General features: G+C 62.4%; 22 protein-coding genes and 1 riboswitch. Of the genes, 17 read left to right on the top strand and 5 right to left on the bottom strand.

Annotated elements, in window-relative coordinates; translation table 11 throughout:
- The 4 genes from AC07RZ_RS07935 (at position 1) to AC07RZ_RS07920 (ending at position 4,519) form a co-directional block, all read left to right on the top strand.
- Positions 1-1,056, top strand: coding sequence for a branched-chain amino acid ABC transporter permease (locus AC07RZ_RS07935; protein ID WP_494667554.1), 1,056 nt, complete (start codon positions 1-3; stop codon positions 1,054-1,056).
- Positions 1,056-2,858, top strand: coding sequence for a branched-chain amino acid ABC transporter ATP-binding protein/permease (locus AC07RZ_RS07930; RefSeq protein WP_494667553.1), 1,803 nt, complete (start codon positions 1,056-1,058; stop codon positions 2,856-2,858). The genes AC07RZ_RS07935 and AC07RZ_RS07930 overlap by 1 nt, the downstream gene beginning before the upstream one ends.
- Entirely contained in the window at positions 2,851-3,609 is a 759-nt protein-coding gene (locus AC07RZ_RS07925) for an ABC transporter ATP-binding protein (protein ID WP_494667552.1), read from the top strand. Before AC07RZ_RS07930 ends, AC07RZ_RS07925 begins: the two co-directional genes overlap by 8 nt.
- A 74-nt stretch (positions 3,610-3,683) precedes the next feature.
- A riboswitch (FMN riboswitch) is annotated at positions 3,684-3,837 on the top strand.
- Between the two features lie 154 nt (positions 3,838-3,991).
- Positions 3,992-4,519 carry a 6,7-dimethyl-8-ribityllumazine synthase gene (locus tag AC07RZ_RS07920; RefSeq protein ID WP_144738335.1) on the top strand — a complete coding sequence of 176 codons (528 nt, stop codon included), beginning with the start codon at positions 3,992-3,994 and terminating at the stop codon, positions 4,517-4,519.
- Between the two features lie 65 nt (positions 4,520-4,584).
- Here AC07RZ_RS07920 and AC07RZ_RS07915 read toward each other — a convergent pair whose 3' ends face one another.
- The 4 genes from AC07RZ_RS07915 to AC07RZ_RS07900 all read right to left on the bottom strand — a co-directional run bounded on the left by AC07RZ_RS07915 (position 4,585) and on the right by AC07RZ_RS07900 (position 10,128).
- Positions 4,585-6,387, bottom strand: coding sequence for an alkaline phosphatase D family protein (locus AC07RZ_RS07915; protein WP_494667551.1), 1,803 nt, complete (start codon positions 6,385-6,387; stop codon positions 4,585-4,587).
- 149 nt (positions 6,388-6,536) lie between these two features.
- The gene (locus tag AC07RZ_RS07910) at positions 6,537-7,295 is read right to left on the bottom strand and encodes a molybdopterin-synthase adenylyltransferase MoeB (RefSeq protein ID WP_144738337.1); all 759 of its coding nucleotides are present in this window, start codon (positions 7,293-7,295) and stop codon (positions 6,537-6,539) included.
- A gap of 97 nt (positions 7,296-7,392) precedes the next feature.
- Entirely contained in the window at positions 7,393-8,904 is a 1,512-nt protein-coding gene (locus AC07RZ_RS07905; protein ID WP_494667550.1) for a S41 family peptidase, read from the bottom strand.
- 3 nt (positions 8,905-8,907) lie between these two features.
- Entirely contained in the window at positions 8,908-10,128 is a 1,221-nt protein-coding gene (locus tag AC07RZ_RS07900; protein ID WP_494667549.1) for a murein hydrolase activator EnvC family protein, read from the bottom strand.
- On the opposite strand from AC07RZ_RS07900, the gene AC07RZ_RS07895 reads away from it, so the two are divergent.
- Positions 10,063-10,506, top strand: a complete 444-nt coding sequence (locus tag AC07RZ_RS07895) for a hypothetical protein (RefSeq protein ID WP_494667548.1) — start codon at positions 10,063-10,065, stop codon at positions 10,504-10,506. The two genes, AC07RZ_RS07900 and AC07RZ_RS07895, sit on opposite strands and share 66 nt — an antisense overlap.
- Here the strand turns inward: AC07RZ_RS07895 and gpmA are convergent.
- Positions 10,437-11,183 carry a 2,3-diphosphoglycerate-dependent phosphoglycerate mutase gene (gene gpmA / locus AC07RZ_RS07890; protein ID WP_092395273.1) on the bottom strand — a complete coding sequence of 249 codons (747 nt, stop codon included), beginning with the start codon at positions 11,181-11,183 and terminating at the stop codon, positions 10,437-10,439. The genes AC07RZ_RS07895 and gpmA overlap by 70 nt on opposite strands.
- A gap of 189 nt (positions 11,184-11,372) precedes the next feature.
- Between gpmA and AC07RZ_RS07885 the strand changes: the two genes are divergently transcribed.
- The 12 genes from AC07RZ_RS07885 to AC07RZ_RS07830 all read left to right on the top strand — a co-directional run bounded on the left by AC07RZ_RS07885 (position 11,373) and on the right by AC07RZ_RS07830 (position 19,415).
- Entirely contained in the window at positions 11,373-11,774 is a 402-nt protein-coding gene (locus AC07RZ_RS07885) for a rhodanese-like domain-containing protein (protein WP_494667547.1), read from the top strand.
- Positions 11,775-11,822: 48 nt separating this feature from the next.
- Positions 11,823-12,086 (top strand): glutaredoxin 3, encoded by a 264-nt coding sequence (grxC, locus tag AC07RZ_RS07880; protein ID WP_494667546.1) that lies wholly within the window; start codon positions 11,823-11,825, stop codon positions 12,084-12,086.
- Between the two features lie 123 nt (positions 12,087-12,209).
- Entirely contained in the window at positions 12,210-12,713 is a 504-nt protein-coding gene (secB, locus tag AC07RZ_RS07875) for a protein-export chaperone SecB (RefSeq protein ID WP_092395263.1), read from the top strand.
- Between the two features lie 117 nt (positions 12,714-12,830).
- Positions 12,831-13,289, top strand: a complete 459-nt coding sequence (locus tag AC07RZ_RS07870; protein WP_494667545.1) for an SH3 domain-containing protein — start codon at positions 12,831-12,833, stop codon at positions 13,287-13,289.
- A 71-nt stretch (positions 13,290-13,360) separates the two neighbouring features.
- Positions 13,361-14,377: an NAD(P)H-dependent glycerol-3-phosphate dehydrogenase gene (locus AC07RZ_RS07865; protein WP_494667544.1), complete on the top strand. Its 1,017-nt coding sequence runs from the start codon at positions 13,361-13,363 to the stop codon at positions 14,375-14,377.
- Positions 14,378-14,603: 226 nt separating this feature from the next.
- Complete coding sequence (gspG, locus tag AC07RZ_RS07860; protein WP_494667543.1) at positions 14,604-15,056, top strand: type II secretion system major pseudopilin GspG; 453 nt, start codon at positions 14,604-14,606, stop codon at positions 15,054-15,056.
- A complete protein-coding gene (locus tag AC07RZ_RS07855) occupies positions 15,056-15,562 on the top strand; it encodes a GspH/FimT family pseudopilin (protein WP_186450497.1) in 507 nt (168 codons plus the stop codon). The genes gspG and AC07RZ_RS07855 overlap by 1 nt, the downstream gene beginning before the upstream one ends.
- Positions 15,563-15,955 (top strand): type II secretion system minor pseudopilin GspI, encoded by a 393-nt coding sequence (gene gspI / locus AC07RZ_RS07850; RefSeq protein WP_144738345.1) that lies wholly within the window; start codon positions 15,563-15,565, stop codon positions 15,953-15,955. It abuts the gene before it with no gap.
- Entirely contained in the window at positions 15,945-16,595 is a 651-nt protein-coding gene (locus AC07RZ_RS07845) for a PulJ/GspJ family protein (RefSeq protein ID WP_342829279.1), read from the top strand. Before gspI ends, AC07RZ_RS07845 begins: the two co-directional genes overlap by 11 nt.
- A complete protein-coding gene (gene gspK, locus AC07RZ_RS07840) occupies positions 16,592-17,575 on the top strand; it encodes a type II secretion system minor pseudopilin GspK (protein ID WP_494667542.1) in 984 nt (327 codons plus the stop codon). The genes AC07RZ_RS07845 and gspK overlap by 4 nt, the downstream gene beginning before the upstream one ends.
- Positions 17,576-17,589: 14 nt before the next feature.
- A complete protein-coding gene (gspL, locus tag AC07RZ_RS07835; protein WP_494667541.1) occupies positions 17,590-18,876 on the top strand; it encodes a type II secretion system protein GspL in 1,287 nt (428 codons plus the stop codon).
- Positions 18,876-19,415, top strand: a complete 540-nt coding sequence (locus AC07RZ_RS07830) for a type II secretion system protein M (RefSeq protein WP_494667540.1) — start codon at positions 18,876-18,878, stop codon at positions 19,413-19,415. The genes gspL and AC07RZ_RS07830 overlap by 1 nt, the downstream gene beginning before the upstream one ends.
- Positions 19,416-19,463 lie beyond the last annotated feature (48 nt).

The following is a 19,463-nucleotide window of genomic DNA, read 5'->3' as shown; positions in this document are numbered from 1 at the left end:
ATGGATTTCTCAATTGCCGCCATCCTGGCCCAGGATGGCATCACCAGCGGCGCCGTATATGCGCTGCTGGCATTGGCGCTGGTGCTGGTGTTTTCGGTCACGCGCGTCATCTTTATCCCGCAGGGTGAATTCGTCGCCTTCGGCGCCTTGACGCTGGCGGCTATCCAGTCTGACAAATTTCCGCTGTCTGCAACCTTGCTGGTGGCGCTCGGCGTCTTGAGTTTTATCCAGGAAGCAGCGACTGTAGCGTTGGGCCGCAGCGGCGAAACCCGCAAGGCCCGGAAAATCGGCGTGGCCTTGCTGAAGTTCGTGCTGCTGCCGCTGGCGGTCTATGCCGTCACCCGCTGGTATGGCCACGCCACGCTGGCGATGCCGTTGCAGGTGTTGCTGGCCCTGCTGATCGTAGTGCCGATGGGGCCGATGATCTACCGGCTGGCCTTCCAGCCGCTGGCCGAAGCCAGCACGCTGGTCTTGCTGATCGTGTCGGTGGCGGTGCATTACGCCTTGATCGGCATCGGCTTGCTGATGTTCGGGGCCGAAGGTTCGCGCACCGCGCCGTTTTCCGATGCCCGTTTCGACATCGGCGGCCTGGCCGTTTCCGGCCAGAGCTGCGTGATCATCGTGGTGTCGCTGCTGCTGATCGCCGCACTCTACATCTATTTTGAACGCACCTTGTCCGGCAAGGCTTTGCGCGCCACCGCGGTCAACCGGCTCGGCGCGCGCCTGGTCGGCATCGGCACCGGCCAGGCCGGGCGCCTGGCGTTCACGCTGGCAGCGGCGCTGGGCGCCTTGTGCGGCATCCTGATCGCTCCGTTGACTACCGTGTATTACGACAGCGGCTTCCTGATCGGCTTGAAGGGATTTGTCGGCGCCATCATCGGCGGCCTCGGCAGTTATCCGATTGCTGCTGCGGGCGCTTTGCTGGTGGGTTTGCTGGAATCGTATTCTTCGTTCTGGGCCAGCGCTTTCAAGGAAGTGATCGTGTTTACGCTGATCATCCCGGTGCTGCTGTGGCGTTCGCTGACCAGCAGGCAGGTCGACGAGGGTGACCAGTGATGCTTAAATTTTTCCCTGGCAAATTGCCTTTGTTTGGTTTCCTGGCGATCCTGCTTTTGCTGCCCATCTTGCCGACGCCGGAATTCTGGATCACCCTGGCCAACTACATCGGCTTGTATGCGCTGGTCGCGCTGGGACTGGTGCTGCTGACCGGAGTGGGCGGCCTGACTTCTTTCGGCCAGGCTGCTTTTGTCGGGCTGGGCGCTTATTCCACTGCTTACCTGAGCACCCAGTTCGGCCTGTCGCCCTGGATCGGCTTGCTGGCCGGCCTGGGCGTGACGACGCTGGCGGCGCTGGCGATCGGCGCCATCACCATGCGCCTGTCGGGCCACTACCTGCCGCTCGGCACCATCGCCTGGGCGCTGTCGCTGTATTTTTTGTTCGGCAACCTGGAATTCCTCGGCAAATACGACGGCTTGAACGGCATCCCTGCGGTCAACCTGTTCGGCATCGAGCTCGATAGCGGCCGCAAGATGTTTTACCTGATCTGGGCGATCCTGCTGGTGGCGCTGGCCGGTTTGCAAAACCTGCTGAACTCGCGCTCGGGCCGTGCAATCCGCGCGCTCAACGGCGGCGCCGTGATGGCCGAAGCGATGGGCGTCAACACGGCCTGGATCAAAGTGCTGGTGTTTGTGCTGGCAGCCCTGCTGGCCAGCGTTTCCGGCTGGCTGTATGCGCATTTGCAGCGTTCGGTAAGCCCGACTCCGTTCGGTCTCAACGCCGGCATCGAATACCTGTTCATGGCGGTGGTCGGCGGCGCCGGTTACGTATGGGGCGCGATTCTCGGATCGGCGTTGCTGACCTTGCTGAAGGATCAGCTGCAATCGATATTGCCGAAGCTGCTGGGCGCCAACGGCAATTTCGAAACCATTGTGTTCGGCATCCTGATGCTGCTGTTGCTGCAGCGCGCGCGCGACGGCCTGTGGCCGTATTTGCGCAAATGGATGCCAGGCAAGCCGGCGGCACAGGCGCCGTCGTCCGCGGCGGCGTTAGCCACCCGCAGCAGGCATGCGGATGCCGAGATAGTGCTGGAGATAGAACGGGCGCGCAAGGAGTTCGGCGGCCTGGTGGCGGTCAACGACATGAGTTTCAGCGTCAGGGCCGGACAGATCGTGGGCTTGATCGGCCCCAACGGCGCCGGCAAATCGACCATGTTCAACCTGGTTACCGGAGTGTTGCCCCTGACTAGCGGTTCGGTCAGATTTCGCGCGCGGGACGGCTTGCAGCAGATATCGGGCCTGGCGTCGCGCCAGATCGTCGCCCGCGGCATCGCCCGCACCTTCCAGCACGTGCGGTTGATGGCTGGCATGACGGTGCTTGAGAATGTCGCCATCGGCGCCCACCTGCGCGCTCGCCGCAACGACATCGGCGGCATCGTGCGCGGCCTGTTGCGGCTTGAGCGCGGCGAAGAACAGAGCTTGCTGTTCGAGGCGAAAAAACAGCTGGAACGAGTCGGCCTCGGACATTTGCTGTATCAAGAGGCCGGCAGCCTGGCGCTGGGCCAGCAGCGGATCCTGGAGATTGCGCGTGCGCTGTGCTGCGATCCGACCTTGCTGCTGCTGGATGAGCCGGCTGCAGGCTTGCGCTACCAGGAGAAGCAGGCGCTGGCGGATTTGCTGCGCAAGCTGAAGACAGAAGGAATGAGCATTTTGCTGGTAGAGCACGATATGGATTTTGTCATGAACCTGACCGACCAGCTGGTAGTGATGGAATTCGGCAGCAAGATTGCGCAGGGTTTGCCGGCCGAGATACAGCAAGACCCGGCGGTGCTGGAAGCTTACCTGGGAGGCATCGATGAGTAATCCCGCCGGCTCCCCGGTGCTCGAAGTGGTCGACCTGCACGTTGCCTACGGCAAGGTTGAAGCCTTGCATGGCGCCAGCCTGCGGGTCGGCGCCGGCCAGATCGTGACCGTGATCGGTCCCAACGGCGCCGGTAAATCGACCATGCTGAATGCGATCGCCGGCGCCATGCCGAACAACGGCAGCATGCGCGGCAAGGTCAGCCTGCTGGGGCAGGATCTCGATGGCGTGGCGATCGAAACACGGGTTGCGCGCGGCATGTGCCTGGTGCCGGAAACACGTGAGCTGTTCGCCAGCATGACGGTGCAAGACAACCTGCTGCTGGGCAGCTACCGCCGCTACAAGGCCGGCGAGCGCGCGTACGCCGACCAGATGGCGCTGGTGTACGACCTGTTTCCGCGCCTGCAGGAACGGCGCAGGCAGCAGGCCGGCAGCCTGTCCGGCGGCGAGCGGCAAATGCTGGCGCTGGGACGGGCCCTGATGGCGAAGCCGCAGCTGCTGATGCTGGACGAACCCAGCCTCGGCCTGGCGCCGCTGATCGTGAAAGAGATTTTCCACATCATCGTACGTTTGAAACAGACTGGCGTGGCCATCTTGCTGGTCGAGCAAAACGCCCGCGCCGCCTTGCAGGCAGCCGACCATGCGTATGTGCTGGAAACCGGCGACATGGTGCTGCAGGGACCGGCTGCCGAGCTGGCGCACGATCCGAAAGTGATAGACACCTATCTCGGGCTGGCGAAGAAAACAAACTGACCCGGGATCCGGGCGGGCTTCTGCAGGCCGATTGCTTCTGTGATAAATTCTCGTTTCGCTCAAGGCATCGAGCGAAACGTTCTCAGGGCGGGGTGCGATTCCCCACCGGCGGTAATTGCGTGCAATGCGCATAGCCCGCGAGCGCTTGTTGCGGTATCCGCGGCAAGGTCAGCAGACCCGGTGCGATCCCGGGGCCGACGGTATAGTCCGGATAAAGAGAGAACAGGTTGCGCGGCGTTTACCGGAATTGATCAGTGTCTTGCTGCATGGGCGGCGGCTATGCCGTTGCCGATGGCGGCCGGCGCTGATGGGGCCGGTATGTGTTCGTGCTTCCTTTCGATCCAACACGCCCTGTTTTATTCATTTAAACAGGAGTAGTCAAATGCAGCAGCAACACAATCCCGCAGTCGATATCAAATCAAAAACCTCCGGCGCCGCAGGCGGCGAACGCATCGCGTTCATCCAGGCCGGCTGGCATCGCGACATCGTGGACCAATGCCGGATCGCTTTTATCGCCGAAATCGCCAAGGCCGGCTACGGCGAGCAAGACATCGATTTCTTCGAAGTCGCCGGCGCTTTCGAAATTCCCCTGCATGCCAAACTGCTGGCCAACAGCGGCCGTTATGCCGCCGTGGTGGCGACCGGCCTGGTGGTGGACGGCGGCATCTACCGCCATGAATTCGTGGCGCAGGCGGTCATCAGCGGCCTGATGCAAGTGCAGCTGGAAACCGCGGTGCCGGTGTTGTCGGCGGTATTGACGCCGCATCACTTCCACGCCGGCGAAGAGCATCATAAATATTTCTTCGAGCATTTCCTGGTGAAGGGCGCGGAAGCGGCCCGTGCCTGTGCCGACACCATCCAGAAGCTGCGGCTCCTGAAAGCCGTTCAGCCGGCTGCGCGCGCCGCCTGATTGCGCTAGCCGCCATCGCCCGCGGCGGACTGCGGGCGATGGCGTTTTCCTTCCTGACGAACGCTCTAGACGTTATCTTCGACCTGCGGCGTGGCCGATCCTTTGGCCAGCGTGATGCGGGTGCGTTTCAGCAATGGCTGCTGCGGCGCGCTGTTGTCGGCGGCGAGCGGCTTCACCTTGTTGAATACGACGACGATGCTGTCGCTGGTCACGGTGGCCGATGCGTAACCCTGGGCGTCGTGGTCGACGTAGGCGAAGTCGGGATTGAAGCCTTTCAGCAGGCCGTCGAAAACCTGCGGCGTCTGTGTCAGCGCGCCGAGCAAGGGATTGACCGTCGCCGCGCCGGACTTGATGTAGTTGTAAAACGACTGGCTGCTGACGCCGGCCGCCAGGAAATCCGCCAGCACCGGAGCGCTGGCCGGATCGGCGGGATTGGCGCGCACCACGCCGCACTGGAAGGCGTGCAGGTCGCCGGTGATCGCCACCACGTTCTTGATGTTCTGGGTATTCAGGTAAGACAGCAGTTCCGCCTTGTGGCTCGGATAGCCGTCCCATGAATCGCAATTGATCACATACAGCTGGTTGTAGGGCGCGGGAATCCCCAGCGCCGGCGGCGACAGGTCGGCCCACATGCGGTTCAGCATGATTTCGTTGCCCCACACTTTCCAGGTCGCATCCGAATTCTTCAAGGTGTCTTTCCACCACTGCGTCTGCGTGACGCCGAGTATCGACGGCGGCCGGCCCAGCCTGGCGGTTTCCTGCGCTTCCATTTGCAGCAGGGTCGATTGCGGCACGAAGTAGCGCGCGCCTATCGAATCGTCGCCGTTGACCGGATCGTGTCCGGCCTGCTGCGCTACCGACTGTTCGCTGACGACGTGGTCGTCGCGGTACAGGCGTTCGTCGGTCATCACCAGGTGCACCAGCTGGCCGAAGCGGAAATCGCGATAGATGCGGATGTTCTGGTAGCTGCTGTTGTTGAGGTCGAACGACAGGTCGCCGAAATCGATAGGCGTGTACTCGGCCCAGGCCTGGGTGGCGCTGCGCCGGCGTGCCGTTTCCTGCTTGTTCTGGTTGGTGTAGACCTGGTGATCCTGCCAGCAGTCGTCAGAGAATTCATGGTCGTCCCAGATCGCAATCACCGGGAATTTGTGATGGATGCTCTGCAGGCGCGCATCGGTCTTGTAGGTGCGGTACAGGGTGCGGTAGTCGCTGACTGTATTGGCGTACACGCCGCCGCCCGGATGGGGCAGGCCGTTTGGCAGGGTAATCGGCTTGTGCGCCGGTTCGGCACCGCCGGTCTGGAATGAAGCGCCGACGGTTTCATAGACGTAGTCGCCGACGTGCACGACGAAATCCAGGTCTTCCTGCGCCAGCAGGGACATGGCTTGCCAATGGTTGACCGACCAGTCCTGGCAGGTAAACCAGGCGAAGCGCACCTGGCTGTTGCTGGCGCTGGCGAGCGGAGCGGTTTTGGTCTGGGCCACCGGGCTGACGTCGCTGCCGGCGGTAAAACGGTAGTAATAAACAGTATTCGGCTTGAGTTGCGTTACCTTGGCGCGTACCGTGAAGTCGTAATCGGGACTGGCGCTCAGGTCGGCTTGGGCCGCCAGGGAGGAAAAATCCCGCATGGAGGAGACTTCCAGCCGCACCGCGATCGCAGCCGTGGCGACGGCGCCGTTGTTGCGCACGACTCGCGCCCAGAACACGGCGCTGCTGTCTTTCGGGTCGCCGGAAGCAATCCCCTGGGGAAAAGCGAACTCCCCTGTGCCGCCGTCGCCGCTGCTGCCGCCGCATGCGTTCAGCAACCCTGTGCTTGCCGCAACCACTGTGAAAAATGCCGAGCCTTTCAGAAACTGTCTGCGCTTCATTTCTTTTTCTCTCGCTTAGAGTTGGTCAATAGCCATCGCGACAGGGCACGACAGCTGACCGTAATCTAAGGTACGGGCGGCCGTTGGGGAAAGAAAAATATGACGATGCGAAGAAAGCTACTAATTGCCGGAAGCTGCTTGCATCCGGCTCAAGAATGATCCTGTTTGCCGCATACCGGGCAGCCGGCATCGCGGGCGACGCCGATGCGGGTCCATTCCATGCTGCGCGCGTCCAGCATCAGCAGCGAGCCCGACAGCGAGGTGCCGATGGCGGCGATCAGCTTGAGCGCTTCGGCCGCCTGCATGCTGCCGATGATGCCGACCAGCGGCGCGAATACGCCCATGGTGGAGCAGGCGACTTCTTCAAATTCCCGGTCCGGCGGGAACAGGCAGGCATAGCAAGGCGAGCCGGGATCGCGCGCGTCGAATACGCTGACCTGGCCGTCGAACTGGATCGCCGCGCCGGAAACCAGCGGCACCTGGTGCGCGACGCAGGCGCGGTTGATGGCTTGCCGGGTGGCGAAGTTGTCGCTGCAGTCGATCACCACATCGGCATCGCCGATCAGCTGGCCGAGACGCGCCTGGTCGGCGCGTTCCGCCAGCGCCACTACCTGGACATCGGGATTGATTTGCGTCATCGCGGTTTTGCCGGAGATGACCTTGGCCTGGCCGACGCGTTCGCTGGTGTGCAGGATTTGCCGCTGCAGGTTGGTCAGGTCGACGCTGTCGTTATCCACCAGCGTGATGCGGCCGACGCCGGCCGAGGCCAGGTACATGGCCACCGGCGAGCCGAGGCCGCCGGCGCCGATGATCAGGGCGTGCGCCGCCAGGAATTTCTCCTGGCCGGCTATGTCGATGTCATCCAGCAGGATGTGGCGCGAATAGCGGAGTAATTGCTGGTCGTTCATGGAAAGCTGCCAAATAGATAAAACTGCGGAATTTGCCGTATCTCTGCCAAAAAAAAAAGGCCGCATCGCTGCGGCCTTAGTGTAGCGTGAAAAACGATTATTTTTTCTCGTCCTTCGGTTCATCCTTCTTGATGATGGCGCCATCGGCCGGAGCCGGCTTGTCGTCTTTGGACGGCTTGGCGTCCTTCTCGGCTTCCGAGCGGTTTTCCGGTTTCACCTTGGACACTTGCACCGGCAGGCCCTTGAGCTGGTTCAGCGCTTGCGCCAGCTGGAAATCGTCCTTGCTGCCGAACTCCAGCGGCTTGCGTTTCTTTTCGGCTGCGGCGATGTTCTGCGCTTCTTCCAGTTCGTCGACCTTGGACGCCTTGACTTCCGGACCCTTGTCGGTATCGTTGCTCAGGTGCTTGGTCAGGTCGGCCTCGCGCAGGCGCAGGCCGTTCAGGCCGTCGCCGTCGGCATATTCATCCACCATCACATCCGGCACGATGCCCTTGGCCTGGATCGAGCGGCCGTTCGGCGTGTAGTAGCGGGCGGTGGTCAGCTTGACCGCGGTGTTGCGGTCCGGCGGCAAGGCGATCACCGATTGCACCGAACCCTTGCCGAAGGTTTGCGTGCCCATGATGGTGGCGCGCTTGTAGTCTTGCAAGGCGCCGGCCACGATTTCCGAGGCGGAAGCGGAACCGGTATTGACCAGCACCACCATCGGCACTTTCTTCAGCGCTTCCGGCAGGCGCGCCAGCGGATCATTGCCCGGATTGGCGTAATACTCGCGCTTGGCGTAGAACGAAGCCTTGGAGCTCGGCAACTGGCCGTTGGTGGTGACCACCACCGCATCCTTGGGCAGGAAGGCCGCGGACACGCCGATCGCGCCCGGCAAAACGCCGCCCGGGTCGTTGCGCAAGTCCAGCACCAGGCCCTTCAGGTTCGGCTCCTGGGCATAGATGGCGGCGATCTTCTTGGCCATGTCATCCACTGTCGGTTCCTGGAACTGGGTCACGCGCAGCCACGCATAACCCGGTTCGACGACTTTGCCTTTCACGCTTTGCACACGGATTTCCTGGCGCGTGATGTTGAAGATCAGCGGCTTGTCTTCTTCCTTGCGCGAGATGGTCAGGGTGATCTTGGTGTTAGGCTCGCCGCGCATGCGCTTGACCGCCTGCTCCAGGGTCAGGCCCTTGACCGGGGTGGCGTCGAGGCGGGTGATCAGGTCGCCCGCCTTGATCCCGGCGCGGTAGGCCGGGGAATCCTCGATCGGCGACACCACCTTGATGTAGCCGTCTTCCATGCCGACTTCGATGCCGAGGCCGACAAACTTGCCTTGGGTGCTCTCGCGCAGTTCCTTGTAAGCCTTCTTGTCCAGGTAGGCGGAATGCGGGTCGAGCGAGGCTACCATGCCGGAAATGGCTTCGGTCAGCAGTTTCTTGTCGTCGGCCGGTTCCACGTAATCGGACTTGATCAGGCCGAAAATATCGGCCAGCTGCCGCAACTCCTCCAGCGGCAATGGCGCCGCGGCGCTTTTCTGCGCAATGGCGTCGAACTGGATGGAGGCGCCTATCCCTGCAATGACGCCTAAGCTGATCAGACCGATATTCTTGAGTTTACTGCCCATGTTTCACCTAGTAGTTACCCATCCGAGTGGGTCAAACGCACGGCCCTGATGCCGAATTTCAAAGTATAAACCCGATTGTTCATTGCCGCCGCTGTTGCCGGCGCTGGCAATGACGTCGCCGGCTTTCACGGCATCTCCGGGACGCTTCAATAATGCCTGATTATTACCGTAAATCGTCATGTACTGGTTGCCGTGGTCGACAATGATCAGATTGCCGAAGCCGCGCAGCCAGTCGGAAAACACCACCCGGCCGGCAGCCACCGCCTTCACTTCGCTGCCTTCCGGGGTGCGGATGAACAAGCCTTTCCAGCTCGGACCGTCGCCGCGCTTGCTGCCGAAGCGCGCCATGACGTCGCCGCGCACCGGCAGCCGGAGCTGCCCGCGCAGGGATTCGAACGGCTTGCCGTAGGCGTTGTCGGCTTCCGGCGTCAGTTCATTGCGCGCCAGCGGCGCCGGGGCGGGCGTTGGCGCCGCGGCTACTGCCGGCGGCGGCTGGTCGTCGTCGATCGCGTCCGGATTGGGGACTTTCGGTCCCGCCGGGGTAGGTCCCGCCGGGCTTGGCCCCGCAACCGGCGGTTTGCCGGCCTGGGCCGCGCGCTGCTGTTCAAGCAGGCGCTGGCGTTCGCGTTCGCGCGCGGCTTTCGCTTGGGCCTGGGCTTGCGCTTGTGCGAGTTGCTGCTGGCGCAATTTCTCGCGAGCCGCGGCCTCGGCTTTCTTTTGCGCTTCGATCAGTTCCGCCAGCTTGTCGACCAGGCCCGACAGGCGCTGGTCGTCGCGCTGGATATTGCCGGCTTCCTTGCGCTGGCTCGCCAGTTTGCTGGACAGCTGGGTCAGCAAGGTGGCGCGCTTGGACTTTTCCTTTTCCAGCAGGTTCTTCTGGTCGCGCTGTTCCTGGGCGATTTCGTCGAGGTCGTCCTTGGCGTTCTGGGCTTCGGTCTGGTTGGCTTCCACTGCGGCAAGGTTGGCGCGCAGCGATTCCAGCAGCCGCGCTTGCGCCTGCGAAACATACCCCATGTACTGCAGGTCGCGATTGATGCGGTTCGGGTTGTCGCCGGACAGCAGCAGCTTGATGCGGTCTTCGTTGCCGGCGACGTACTGCTGGCGCAGCAGGTTGGCCAGCTGGGCCTGCTGCGAAGCCACGGTCTTGCTCAGCTCGTCATGCTGTTTCGCCAGCTTGGCCAGTTTGGCTTCGGTCTGCTTTTGTTCCGCGCCCAGATCGCGCAAAGAGCGGGTGGCCTTGGAAACCGCGGCTTCGGAATCGGCCAGGGCGTCGCTGGCGTTGTCTTTCTCGGTCTCGGTCTGGCTGATGTCGCGCTTGAGGTTGTCCAGTTTTTGCCGCAGGTCGGCGCGCTGCGCTTCTGCCGCCTGTTTTTGCTTGCTGCGCTCGGTGATCTTGACGGCGGCGCCGGCGGCCGAGGGCAGGGCTGCCGCCAGCGTCGCCGCCAGCAGCAGCGCCAGCGGCCACGCCGCCGGGGGACGGCCGATGGCGCGACTGAGCTTGCTGCTGCCGAAGAGCTTGTCCAGCGAGATATTTATTTCGCTTTCCCCTGGCTGGCGACGGCGTTCATCGCCGCTGCTATCGCCGCCTGGTCGCCAAGGTAATAACTCTTGATCGGCTTCAGGTCGGCGTCCAGTTCATAGACCAGCGGCTGGCCGTTGGGAATGTTGAGGCCGACGATATCCTGGTCGCTGATGCCGTCCAGCATCTTGATCAGGGCGCGCAAGCTGTTGCCGTGGGCTGAAATGATGATGCGCTTGCCGCTGCGGATGGATGGCGCGATTTCATCATTCCAGAATGGCAATACGCGCGCGACCGTGTCTTTCAGGCATTCGGTCAGCGGGATCTCTTCGCGCTTCAGGCCGGCGTAGCGCGGGTCGTTGTAGGAAGTGCGCGGGTCGTCCGCTTCCAGCGGCATCGGCGGCGTGTCATAGCTGCGGCGCCACACCATGACTTGCTCATCGCCGTACTTGGCAGCGGTTTCCGCCTTGTTCAAGCCTTGCAAGGCGCCATAGTGGCGTTCGTTCAGGCGCCAGTGGTGCCTGACCGGCAGCCACATCAGGTCCATCTCGTCGAGCGTGCCCCACAGGGTGCGGATTGCGCGTTTCAATACCGAGGTGTAAGCCAGGTCGAATGTGAACCCGGCTTCGCGCAGCAGCTGGCCTGCCTGCCTGGCTTCCGCCACGCCTTTTTCGGTAAGGTCGACGTCGACCCAGCCGGTGAAACGGTTGGCCAGGTTCCAGGTGGATTCGCCGTGGCGCATCAATACGATCTTGTACATAGTGGTAAGTTTGCTAACTAAAAGTAAGAAATCTATTGTCCGCCATTGGAATTCAGCCAAGGACTCCGCATTTACATGGTGGCAGGGTAAATGGGGCGCAAAGGTTTTTTCGCGGGACCTGATACGAATTGAATGGCGCCTCGGCTTCTATTTTATAATGGCGGGATTAACTAATACCATTGGATCAACGTGAAATTCTTGATTGATAACATTTTTCTGTTCGCAGTAGCAATTTTATCGGGTGGCGCACTGTTGCTGCCCCTGTTGCAAAAACGCGGTAACCGGGTGTCGACCTTGCAGGCTACCCAGCTGATCAACCAGGGCAAGACACTGGTGCTGGATGTACGCGACAGCGCAGCTTTTGCCGCCGCCCACCTGATCGACGCCAAGAATATTCCCTTGAAAGACTTGCCGCAGCGCATGGTGGAACTGGAGAAGTTTAAAGCAAAGAACGTGCTGGTGGTATGCCAGACTGGCAACCAGGCGGCCAAAGCCGTCTCCCTGCTGGGCCAGGCCGGGTTTGCCCAGGCCTACAATCTGGAAGGCGGGATCGCTGCCTGGCAGACCCAGGGTTTGCCTACCATCAAATAACGCAGCCGGGGTCCCTCGGACCCGGCTCAGCCAGCACAAGGAACAACCATGACCGCCCATGTACTAATGTATAGCACCGCCGTGTGCCCGTATTGCATTCGCGCCGAACAGCTGCTGAAGGCAAAAGGCGTGGAAAGTATCGAGAAGATCCGGATTGACCTCGATCCGGCGCAGCGCGACACGATGATGCAAAAGACTGGCCGCCGCACCGTGCCGCAAATTTATATCGGCGCGACCCATGTCGGCGGTTTTGACGACTTGCATGCGCTTGATCGCGATGGCAAGCTGGAGCCCCTGCTGCAAGGCGCCTGATTTTCGGCAACTAATTTTCGTCAATTAGTCCTGCGATTCAGGTATTGTTGCGGATTGTACTGATAGCTGGCCGGATGGCTCGTCTGCCGTCTGGCTAATTTAAATGTTAACTGAAAGAGTGTCATGGCTGAAGAGAACCAACAAGTTGAACAACCGGTGTTCCAGATTCAACGCGTTTACCTGAAAGATTTGTCGCTTGAACAACCGAATTCGCCGGCCATTTTCCTCGAACAGGAAGCCCCGCAGATCGAAGTAGCGGTGGATGTCGGCGCCGAAGCGCTGGCCGAAGGCATTTTCGAGTCGACTGTCACGGTTACCGTCACCGCCAAGGTGAAAGACAAGGTAGCGTTCCTGGTCGAGGGCAAGCAAGCCGGCATTTTCGAATTGCGCAACATCCCTACCGAACAGCTGGACCCGCTGCTCGGCATCGGCTGCCCGAACATCGTCTACCCTTATCTGCGCGCCAACCTGGCAGACGCCATCACGCGCGCCGGTTTCCCGCCTATCCACCTGGCCGAAATCAATTTCGAAGTGTTCTATCAGCAACGCCTGCAAGCGCTGGCCGAGCAACAGCAAAAGGGCAGCGGCGACAGCATCGCGGTTGACGGCACGTCGGCGATCAACTGATTTTGCACGGCAAGCGGGGCAGGGCCGTATAGTTTCATCCTGCCTGGCGCCAGACGGCGGCAGGCACGGACGCCGTCGGCCCGCCCCGGAAGTATTCTCGCAACTGGAGAGCAACAGATGAATTTTGCACGCATAGCCGGTTCCATCGCTTTGTCGTCGGCCAGCTTGCTCGGCATTGCCGGTTCTGCCCACGCGCTCGATTTCAAGGCGGTCGGCGCGGCGCCGGTAGTGCTGTACGATGCGCCTTCCGAAAAAGGCCGGCGGGTAGCGGTTGCGCCGCGCGGCATGCCGGTCGAAGTGGTGCTGACCTACGGCGAATGGACCAAAGTGCGCGATGCCAGCGGCGATTTGTCGTGGCTGCAGTCGAAAGGGCTGATCGCCAAGCGCAACCTGCAGGTCAGCGTTGCCAACGCCAAGATCCGCGCCAATCCTGACGATGCCGCGGCTGTCGTGTTTACCGCCGACAAAGGCGTGTTGCTGGAACTGGTCGATCCGGTAGCCTCCGGCTGGGCCAAGGTGCGTCATCGCGACGGCCAGGCCGGTTATGTGAAGGCGATCGAGGTATGGGGCGATTGACCTTTGCCTCGCCCATTTTGGTTTTACACGTTTGATGGCCGCCCGTGTCTTCTGAACCCACCATCCCATCCATGAACATCACCATACTCGGCGCCGGCGCATGGGGCACCGCGCTGGCTATCGCATTGGCGCAGCGCCATGACGTGCTGTTGTGGGGACGCAATCAGGCCGCCATGGCCGCCGCCGCCGCGCAGCGCGAAAATACCGTTTACCTGCCCGGTTTCGGCTTGCCTGACACACTGGTTCTCAGCGCCGATTTTTCGCAGGCGCTGGGGCACGTAACCACCGCTGCACAGGCAAACCAGAGCGAGGCATTGCTGATCGTCGCTTCTTCCGTCGCCGGTTTGCGCGAATTGGCGCAGCAGCTGCAAGCTTTTCCCATTCCCAATATCGTCTGGCTATGCAAGGGCTTTGAAGAAAGCACGCGCCTGCTGCCGCACCAGATCGTGCGCCAGGTGCTGGGCGATACGGTTCCGGCTGCGGCGCTGTCGGGGCCGTCTTTTGCGCAAGAGGTCGCACGCGGCCTGCCTTGCGCCTTGTCGGTCGCCAGCGCCCACGCCGGATTGTGCGAGCAGGTGGTGGCGGCGGTCCACGGCGACAATATCCGCGTCTATTCGACCGACGACGTGGTCGGCGTCGAAGTCGGCGGCGCGGTAAAGAATATCCTGGCGATCGCCACCGGCGTGGCGGACGGCCTCGGGCTCGGCTTGAATGCGCGGGCCGCCTTGATCACCCGTGGCCTGGCGGAAATTACGCGGCTCGGCATCGCCCTCGGCGGCCGCAGCGAAACCTTCATGGGCTTGTCCGGGGTCGGCGACCTGATACTGACCTGCACCGGCGACTTGTCGCGCAACCGCCGGGTCGGGCTAGGCTTGGCGCAAGGCAAGCCGCTGGCTACCATCGTCACCGAACTCGGCCATGTCGCCGAGGGTGTGCGATGCGCCGCGGCAGTACGCGCCCTGGCCCGGGAATGCGGGGTCGACATGCCGATCACCAATGCGGTGGCCGGCGTTTTATTCGATGGCGATTCGCTGCAGTCAGTGATGGAGCTGCTGCTGTCGCGCAATCCGCGCGAAGAGGCGGCGTAACTCGCGGCTGCCGGGTTTTTTGCGGATCGGGCAAGGCGATGCAATGTCGCAGTGTGCGTTTGAAGTAGTATCATTTCTTTGTGTCGAATCAGTGACAAAACCTGGATAGATACACTGGTTAGAATTAAGTGTCTCTCTCATGCTTATTTGCAACGATTGCAGCATATAATCGCCCTTTCCAAACATGTTTATGGCTTTTTTGATAAGGAAAGAAATGCATAGCACAATGTTTCCTGCCCTTCGGCGCCGTTCCACACTTGCCATGCAACGCGGCTTCACGCTGATTGAAATCATGGTGGTGGTGGTGATCATGGGGATCCTGGCGGCATTGGTGGTGCCCAAGCTGATGGGTCGCACCGACGATGCGCGGATCCAGGCCGCGCGCCAGGATATCGGCACCTTGATGCAGGCGCTCAAGCTATACAAGCTGGACAACCAGCGCTACCCGACCACTGAGCAAGGCTTGCAGGCGCTGGTCACCAAGCCCACCACCGGCCCGGCCGCCAACGGCTGGAAGAGCGGCGGTTATATCGACAAGCTGCCGAAGGATCCGTGGGGCACCCCTTATCAATATCTGTCGCCCGGCATCAAGGGCGAAGTCGACATATTCTCTTACGGTGCGGATGGCCAGCCGGGCGGCGAAGGTAATGATGCCGACATCGGCTCGTGGGATCTGTAATGTTTCCTGTGGCGCACCGCAATCTGCGCCAGATCGGAGCCGGCCGGCGCCAGGGTTTCACCCTGCTGGAGCTGCTGGTAGTGGTGGTGATTGCCGGCATCACGCTGGGCGCGGTCTCGCTTAACGCCTTCCGCAGCGACCGCCAGGTCATGCAGAACGATGCGCAGCGCATCGCCTTGCTGCTGCAATTGACGCGCGAAGAAGCCATCTTGCGCAACCGTCCCACCGCTTTCGAAGCCGACGCCAACGGCTACCGTTTCCTGGTGCGCGAAGAAAGCGGCTGGCAGGCGCTGACCCAGGACGACATGCTGCGCCAGCGCGAATTCAAACGTACACCCATGCAGCTATCGATGAATCCGGCGCCGACCGAAGCGTCGGCGCCGGATACGCTGCGCATCACCTTCGGCCGCGAACCGGTCGACAAGCCGTTTGCGCTGACCATGGCCAGCGGCGACAGCAGCGTCGTCATCCGCGCCGATGGCATCGGTCATTTTGCGGTCGAATAAATGCTTACGCCGAAACCGCTTCCCCATCGTTGTCAAGCCGGTTTTACCTTGCTGGAAGTGCTGGTGGCGCTGGTCATTGTCGGCACGGCGCTGGGCGCCAGCCTGCGTGCGGTCGGCAGCCTGACGCAGAACAGCAGCGGCTTGCGCGCCGCCATGATGGCGAACTGGTCGGCGGAAAACCGGCTGACCCAGATCCGTCTCGGCCATGAATGGCCCGCGATCGGCAATCGCAGCTTCGATTGCCCGCAAGGCGACTTGCCGCTGCGTTGCGAAGAAAAGGTATCCGGTACGCCGAATCCGTATTTCCGGCGGGTCGAAGTAGCGGTGTTCGCCGACGCCAGCTCGGACCGGCGCATCATCAACTTGTCGCAGGTGGTGCCGAATGCGCGTTAGCAGCAAAAACGGCTCGTCCGGCTTTACGCTGGTTGAGATGATCATTGCGATCACCATCCTGGCGATGGTGGCGATACTCGGCTGGCGCGGGCTGGACGGGATCGTGCGGTCGCGGGTTGCGCTGACCACTGAAATGGAACAGACGCGCGGCATGCAGCTGACGTTTGCGCAGCTGCAAAGCGATTGCGCCCAGATCGCTCCGCTCAGCCTGATGTCGGCGCGGCCCACCTTGCTGGCGCAGCCGGGGCGCCTGCTGATGGTGCGGCTGGTGTTTGCCGACCAGCAGCCGACCCGCGTCCAGGTAATCGACTACCGTCTGCGCGACGGCCGCCTGACGCGCCAGGAGTCGGCGCCCACGCGCGACCTGAACCAGCTCGACAGCATGTGGCAGAGCGCCCTCAACGATGCCGGCGACAGCAGCCAGGCAGTGCTGCTGCAATCCGATATCGCCAGCATGCAAATGCAATTATGGGGCAGCGACGGCCAGGGCTGGCGGCCATCCGCCGCGGCCGCCGGCACAGGCAGCCAAGACAGCACCAACGTCAACGCCAACCGCTGGACCGGCCTGCAAGTCGCCCTGCAGCTGCGCGGCCATGACAACAGCACCATGGCCAAGACCTTCCTGCTGGGGGCCTCATGAGCCGGACGCGGCGGCCGCCGACGCATTACGCGCAACGCGGCGTCGCGGTGGTGACCGCCTTGCTGCTGACGACGCTGGCGGTGACCATCGTCGCCAGCCTGTTCTGGCAGCAGCAGGTGCAGGTGCGCTCGATCGAGAACCAGCGCCTGCAGTTGCAGAAAGACTGGATCATGCGCGGCGCCCTGGATTGGGCCAGCATGATCTTGCGCGCCAGCGGCCGCCAATTCAACTACGACCACCTGGGACAGCCGTGGGCCGCGCCGCTGGCCGATACCCGCCTTGACCAGTACGTGGAAGACGGCCAGCCGGCCGGCGATGCCGGTGACGCCATCCTTTCCGGCAGCATTGTCGACGCCCAGTCGCGCTACAACCTGAACAACCTGAGCCAGAACGGCGTGCCGATTCCCGACGAGGTGGCGGTGTTCAAGCGCCTGCTGGGCTATCTGCACCTGCCGACCGGCCTGGCGACCGCCACTGCGCAAGCCATCGCCAAAAGCCAGCCGATCGTCAATCCCGCCGGGCAGCAGACCGCAGCCAAGTCGGACAGCAGCGCTTTGCCCTTGCTGCAGGTGGACGACCTGCTGTCGGTGCCCGGCTATACCCCGGCCATGGTGAAGCAATTGCAAGACTTTGTCGTGGTGCTGCCCTTGGCCGGCGCCGCCATGCCGATCAATGCAAATACCGCGCCGGCGGAGGTGCTGGCGGCCCGTTTTGCCGATTTGTCGCTGGCGGAGGCGAATACGCTGGTCGCCGCACGGCGTACGGCACCGTTTCTGGATACGGCGAATTTATCGACGCAAATGTCAAACCTGTTCGGGAAGACTTTTTCGGCGAACACCAATGTGGCGGTCGCCAGCAACTTTTTTTTGGTGTACGGCAAGATTCGAATGGGGCGGGCGGGCCTCAATACCGTATCCTTGATACAGCGTCCGACCAATAACCGGGCCGGCAGCACTATAGTGTGGATTAGAGAACAATAAATGGAAGATGCGTTTTGAGTACCTTATATATCCGCTTACCCGCCAGGGCCACGCTCGATAGCGCGGCGGCAGTGGCCATGCCCGATTGCCGCTTCGCGCTGGTGGCCGACAGCGGCCGCATCGAGCACCAGGGCGCCGAGCAGCTGTCGGGCCTGGCCGAGGTAATTGCCGGCGCGACGCGCGTGGTGCTGCTGCTGGCCGCGGCCGACGTCAACCTGCTGCAATTGCAGGTACCGCCGCTATCCGACGCCAAACTGAAGCTGGCGTTGCCGAACCTGGTGGAAGAACAACTGCTGGTCGACCCCTTTGACTGCGTGATCGTTGCCGGCCGCAAGCGCAGCGGCCGGGCCGCGGCGCAGGTTGAGGACAAGCAGCGCCTGATCGCCGTGGTCCAGCGAGACTGGCTGGAGCTGCTGGTCAAGACCCTGCTGGCGCTGGGCGCGCACAATCTGCAAGCCTGGCCGGCCCAGCTCTGCCTGCCCCTGCGCGAACCGGACACGGCCGCTGCGGCCATCACCGATCATGGCGGCGACATCGACGTCGCCTTGCGCACCTCGGCCGAACAGGGGTTGGGCTGGTCCTTGTCGCCCGCTTCCGGACAGTCCGTGGCGCAAGGCGTCCTGGACAGCATGGCGGCAATTGTGCCGCAGCTGCCGGTCACCTTGTATGTGCCGCAGTCCAGCCTGGCGCAGTACCAGGAACTGGCGCAGCCGCAAGTGACGGTGCTGGCCGACGACTGGTCGCACTGGATACCGGGCGCCCAGGACCTGGCGCGCACCGGCGTTGACCTGATGAGCGGCCTGACCGCGAGCGCAGCCGGCACCGAGTTCAGCTGGCGCCGCTGGCGCTGGCCGCTGGGTTTGGCGGCAGCCGTGCTGCTGGTGAATGTCGTCAGCCTCAATTACGACTGGCTGCGCATGCGGCGCGAAGCCGCCAGCCTGCGCGCCGGCATGATGCAGAGCTATCGCGCGGCCTTTCCAAAAGAAACCGTGATCGTCGATCCGATCGCCCAGACCAGGCAAAAGATTGCCGCCGCGCAGCGCGATGGCGGCCAGCTGGCGCCTGACGATTTCCTGGCGCTGGCGTCCATATTCGGCGCGGCCTGGGCCGGATCGCCGCAAAGCGCGGACATCGCGGCCATCAGCAGCGTCGAATATCGCGACCATCATTTGCTGGTGCGCTTGAAAAACCCGGCCGACGCCGATGCGGCGGAAGCGCAGGTCAAGAGCGTGCTGGAGAGCAGCCAATTAACACTGAGCAAGCCGGCTAGCGGCGCATGGCAGATCGGGAGCCGCAAGTAATGTCGACACGTAACCAGCTACAGCAATCCTGGGAAAAAATCAGCACCCCGGCAAACCAGTATTGGGCGCAAAGAAACCAGCGCGAACGCCGCCTGCTAGGTGCGGCCGGCGCGCTGATCCTGGTCGCCGTGATTTACCTGCTTCTGCTCGATCCTGCCCTGAGCGGCCGCGCCCGCCTGCAGAAAGACTTGCCGGCGCTGCGCCAGCAAGCCGCTGAATTGCAGTCGCTGACAGCCAAGGCGGCGTCCCTGTCCGGCCAGCTGGCTGAACGGCCAGCCGCGCCGCTCAGCAAAGAGGCGGTCGAGATGGCGTTGAAAGCCAAAGGTTTGATTCCGCAAAGCGTGACGCTCAGCGGCGACATGGCCAAGGTGCAGTTGTCGGCAGTAGCGTTTGCCGGGCTGCTGGACTGGCTCGACGATGCGCAGAAGAATGCTCACTGGCAAGTGGTAGACGCCAATGTCAGTGCGGCCGGCGGTGCGAATGCGCAGCCGGGCATCGTCAATGCCACGGTCACGTTGTGGCAGCAAAAGCATGAGTAATGGCCGCATGTGGCTGGCGTTGTTATCCGGCTTCCAGGAAATTCGATG

This window comes from Collimonas sp. GW821-FHT07E08, assembly GCF_059418905.1.
The sequence above is the reverse complement of the archived record's forward strand: the minus strand, read 5'-3'. Positions and strand labels throughout refer to the sequence as shown.

Coding starts and splice junctions, on each gene's coding strand:
- AC07RZ_RS07910 (WP_144738337.1), bottom strand. CDS start 7,295: ATGAACGACCAGCAATTACTCCGCTATTCGCGCCACATCCTGCTGGAT.
- gpmA (WP_092395273.1), bottom strand. CDS start 11,183: ATGTACAAGATCGTATTGATGCGCCACGGCGAATCCACCTGGAACCTG.
- AC07RZ_RS07855 (WP_186450497.1), top strand. CDS start 15,056: ATGTTTCCTGTGGCGCACCGCAATCTGCGCCAGATCGGAGCCGGCCGG.
- gspI (WP_144738345.1), top strand. CDS start 15,563: ATGCTTACGCCGAAACCGCTTCCCCATCGTTGTCAAGCCGGTTTTACC.
- AC07RZ_RS07935 (WP_494667554.1), top strand. CDS start 1: ATGGATTTCTCAATTGCCGCCATCCTGGCCCAGGATGGCATCACCAGC.
- gspK (WP_494667542.1), top strand. CDS start 16,592: ATGAGCCGGACGCGGCGGCCGCCGACGCATTACGCGCAACGCGGCGTC.
- AC07RZ_RS07870 (WP_494667545.1), top strand. CDS start 12,831: ATGAATTTTGCACGCATAGCCGGTTCCATCGCTTTGTCGTCGGCCAGC.
- AC07RZ_RS07915 (WP_494667551.1), bottom strand. CDS start 6,387: ATGAAGCGCAGACAGTTTCTGAAAGGCTCGGCATTTTTCACAGTGGTT.
- AC07RZ_RS07865 (WP_494667544.1), top strand. CDS start 13,361: ATGAACATCACCATACTCGGCGCCGGCGCATGGGGCACCGCGCTGGCT.
- AC07RZ_RS07895 (WP_494667548.1), top strand. CDS start 10,063: ATGCTGTTTCGCCAGCTTGGCCAGTTTGGCTTCGGTCTGCTTTTGTTC.
- AC07RZ_RS07845 (WP_342829279.1), top strand. CDS start 15,945: ATGCGCGTTAGCAGCAAAAACGGCTCGTCCGGCTTTACGCTGGTTGAG.
- grxC (WP_494667546.1), top strand. CDS start 11,823: ATGACCGCCCATGTACTAATGTATAGCACCGCCGTGTGCCCGTATTGC.
- gspG (WP_494667543.1), top strand. CDS start 14,604: ATGTTTCCTGCCCTTCGGCGCCGTTCCACACTTGCCATGCAACGCGGC.
- AC07RZ_RS07830 (WP_494667540.1), top strand. CDS start 18,876: ATGTCGACACGTAACCAGCTACAGCAATCCTGGGAAAAAATCAGCACC.
- AC07RZ_RS07920 (WP_144738335.1), top strand. CDS start 3,992: ATGCAGCAGCAACACAATCCCGCAGTCGATATCAAATCAAAAACCTCC.
- secB (WP_092395263.1), top strand. CDS start 12,210: ATGGCTGAAGAGAACCAACAAGTTGAACAACCGGTGTTCCAGATTCAA.
- AC07RZ_RS07925 (WP_494667552.1), top strand. CDS start 2,851: ATGAGTAATCCCGCCGGCTCCCCGGTGCTCGAAGTGGTCGACCTGCAC.
- AC07RZ_RS07905 (WP_494667550.1), bottom strand. CDS start 8,904: ATGGGCAGTAAACTCAAGAATATCGGTCTGATCAGCTTAGGCGTCATT.
- AC07RZ_RS07930 (WP_494667553.1), top strand. CDS start 1,056: ATGCTTAAATTTTTCCCTGGCAAATTGCCTTTGTTTGGTTTCCTGGCG.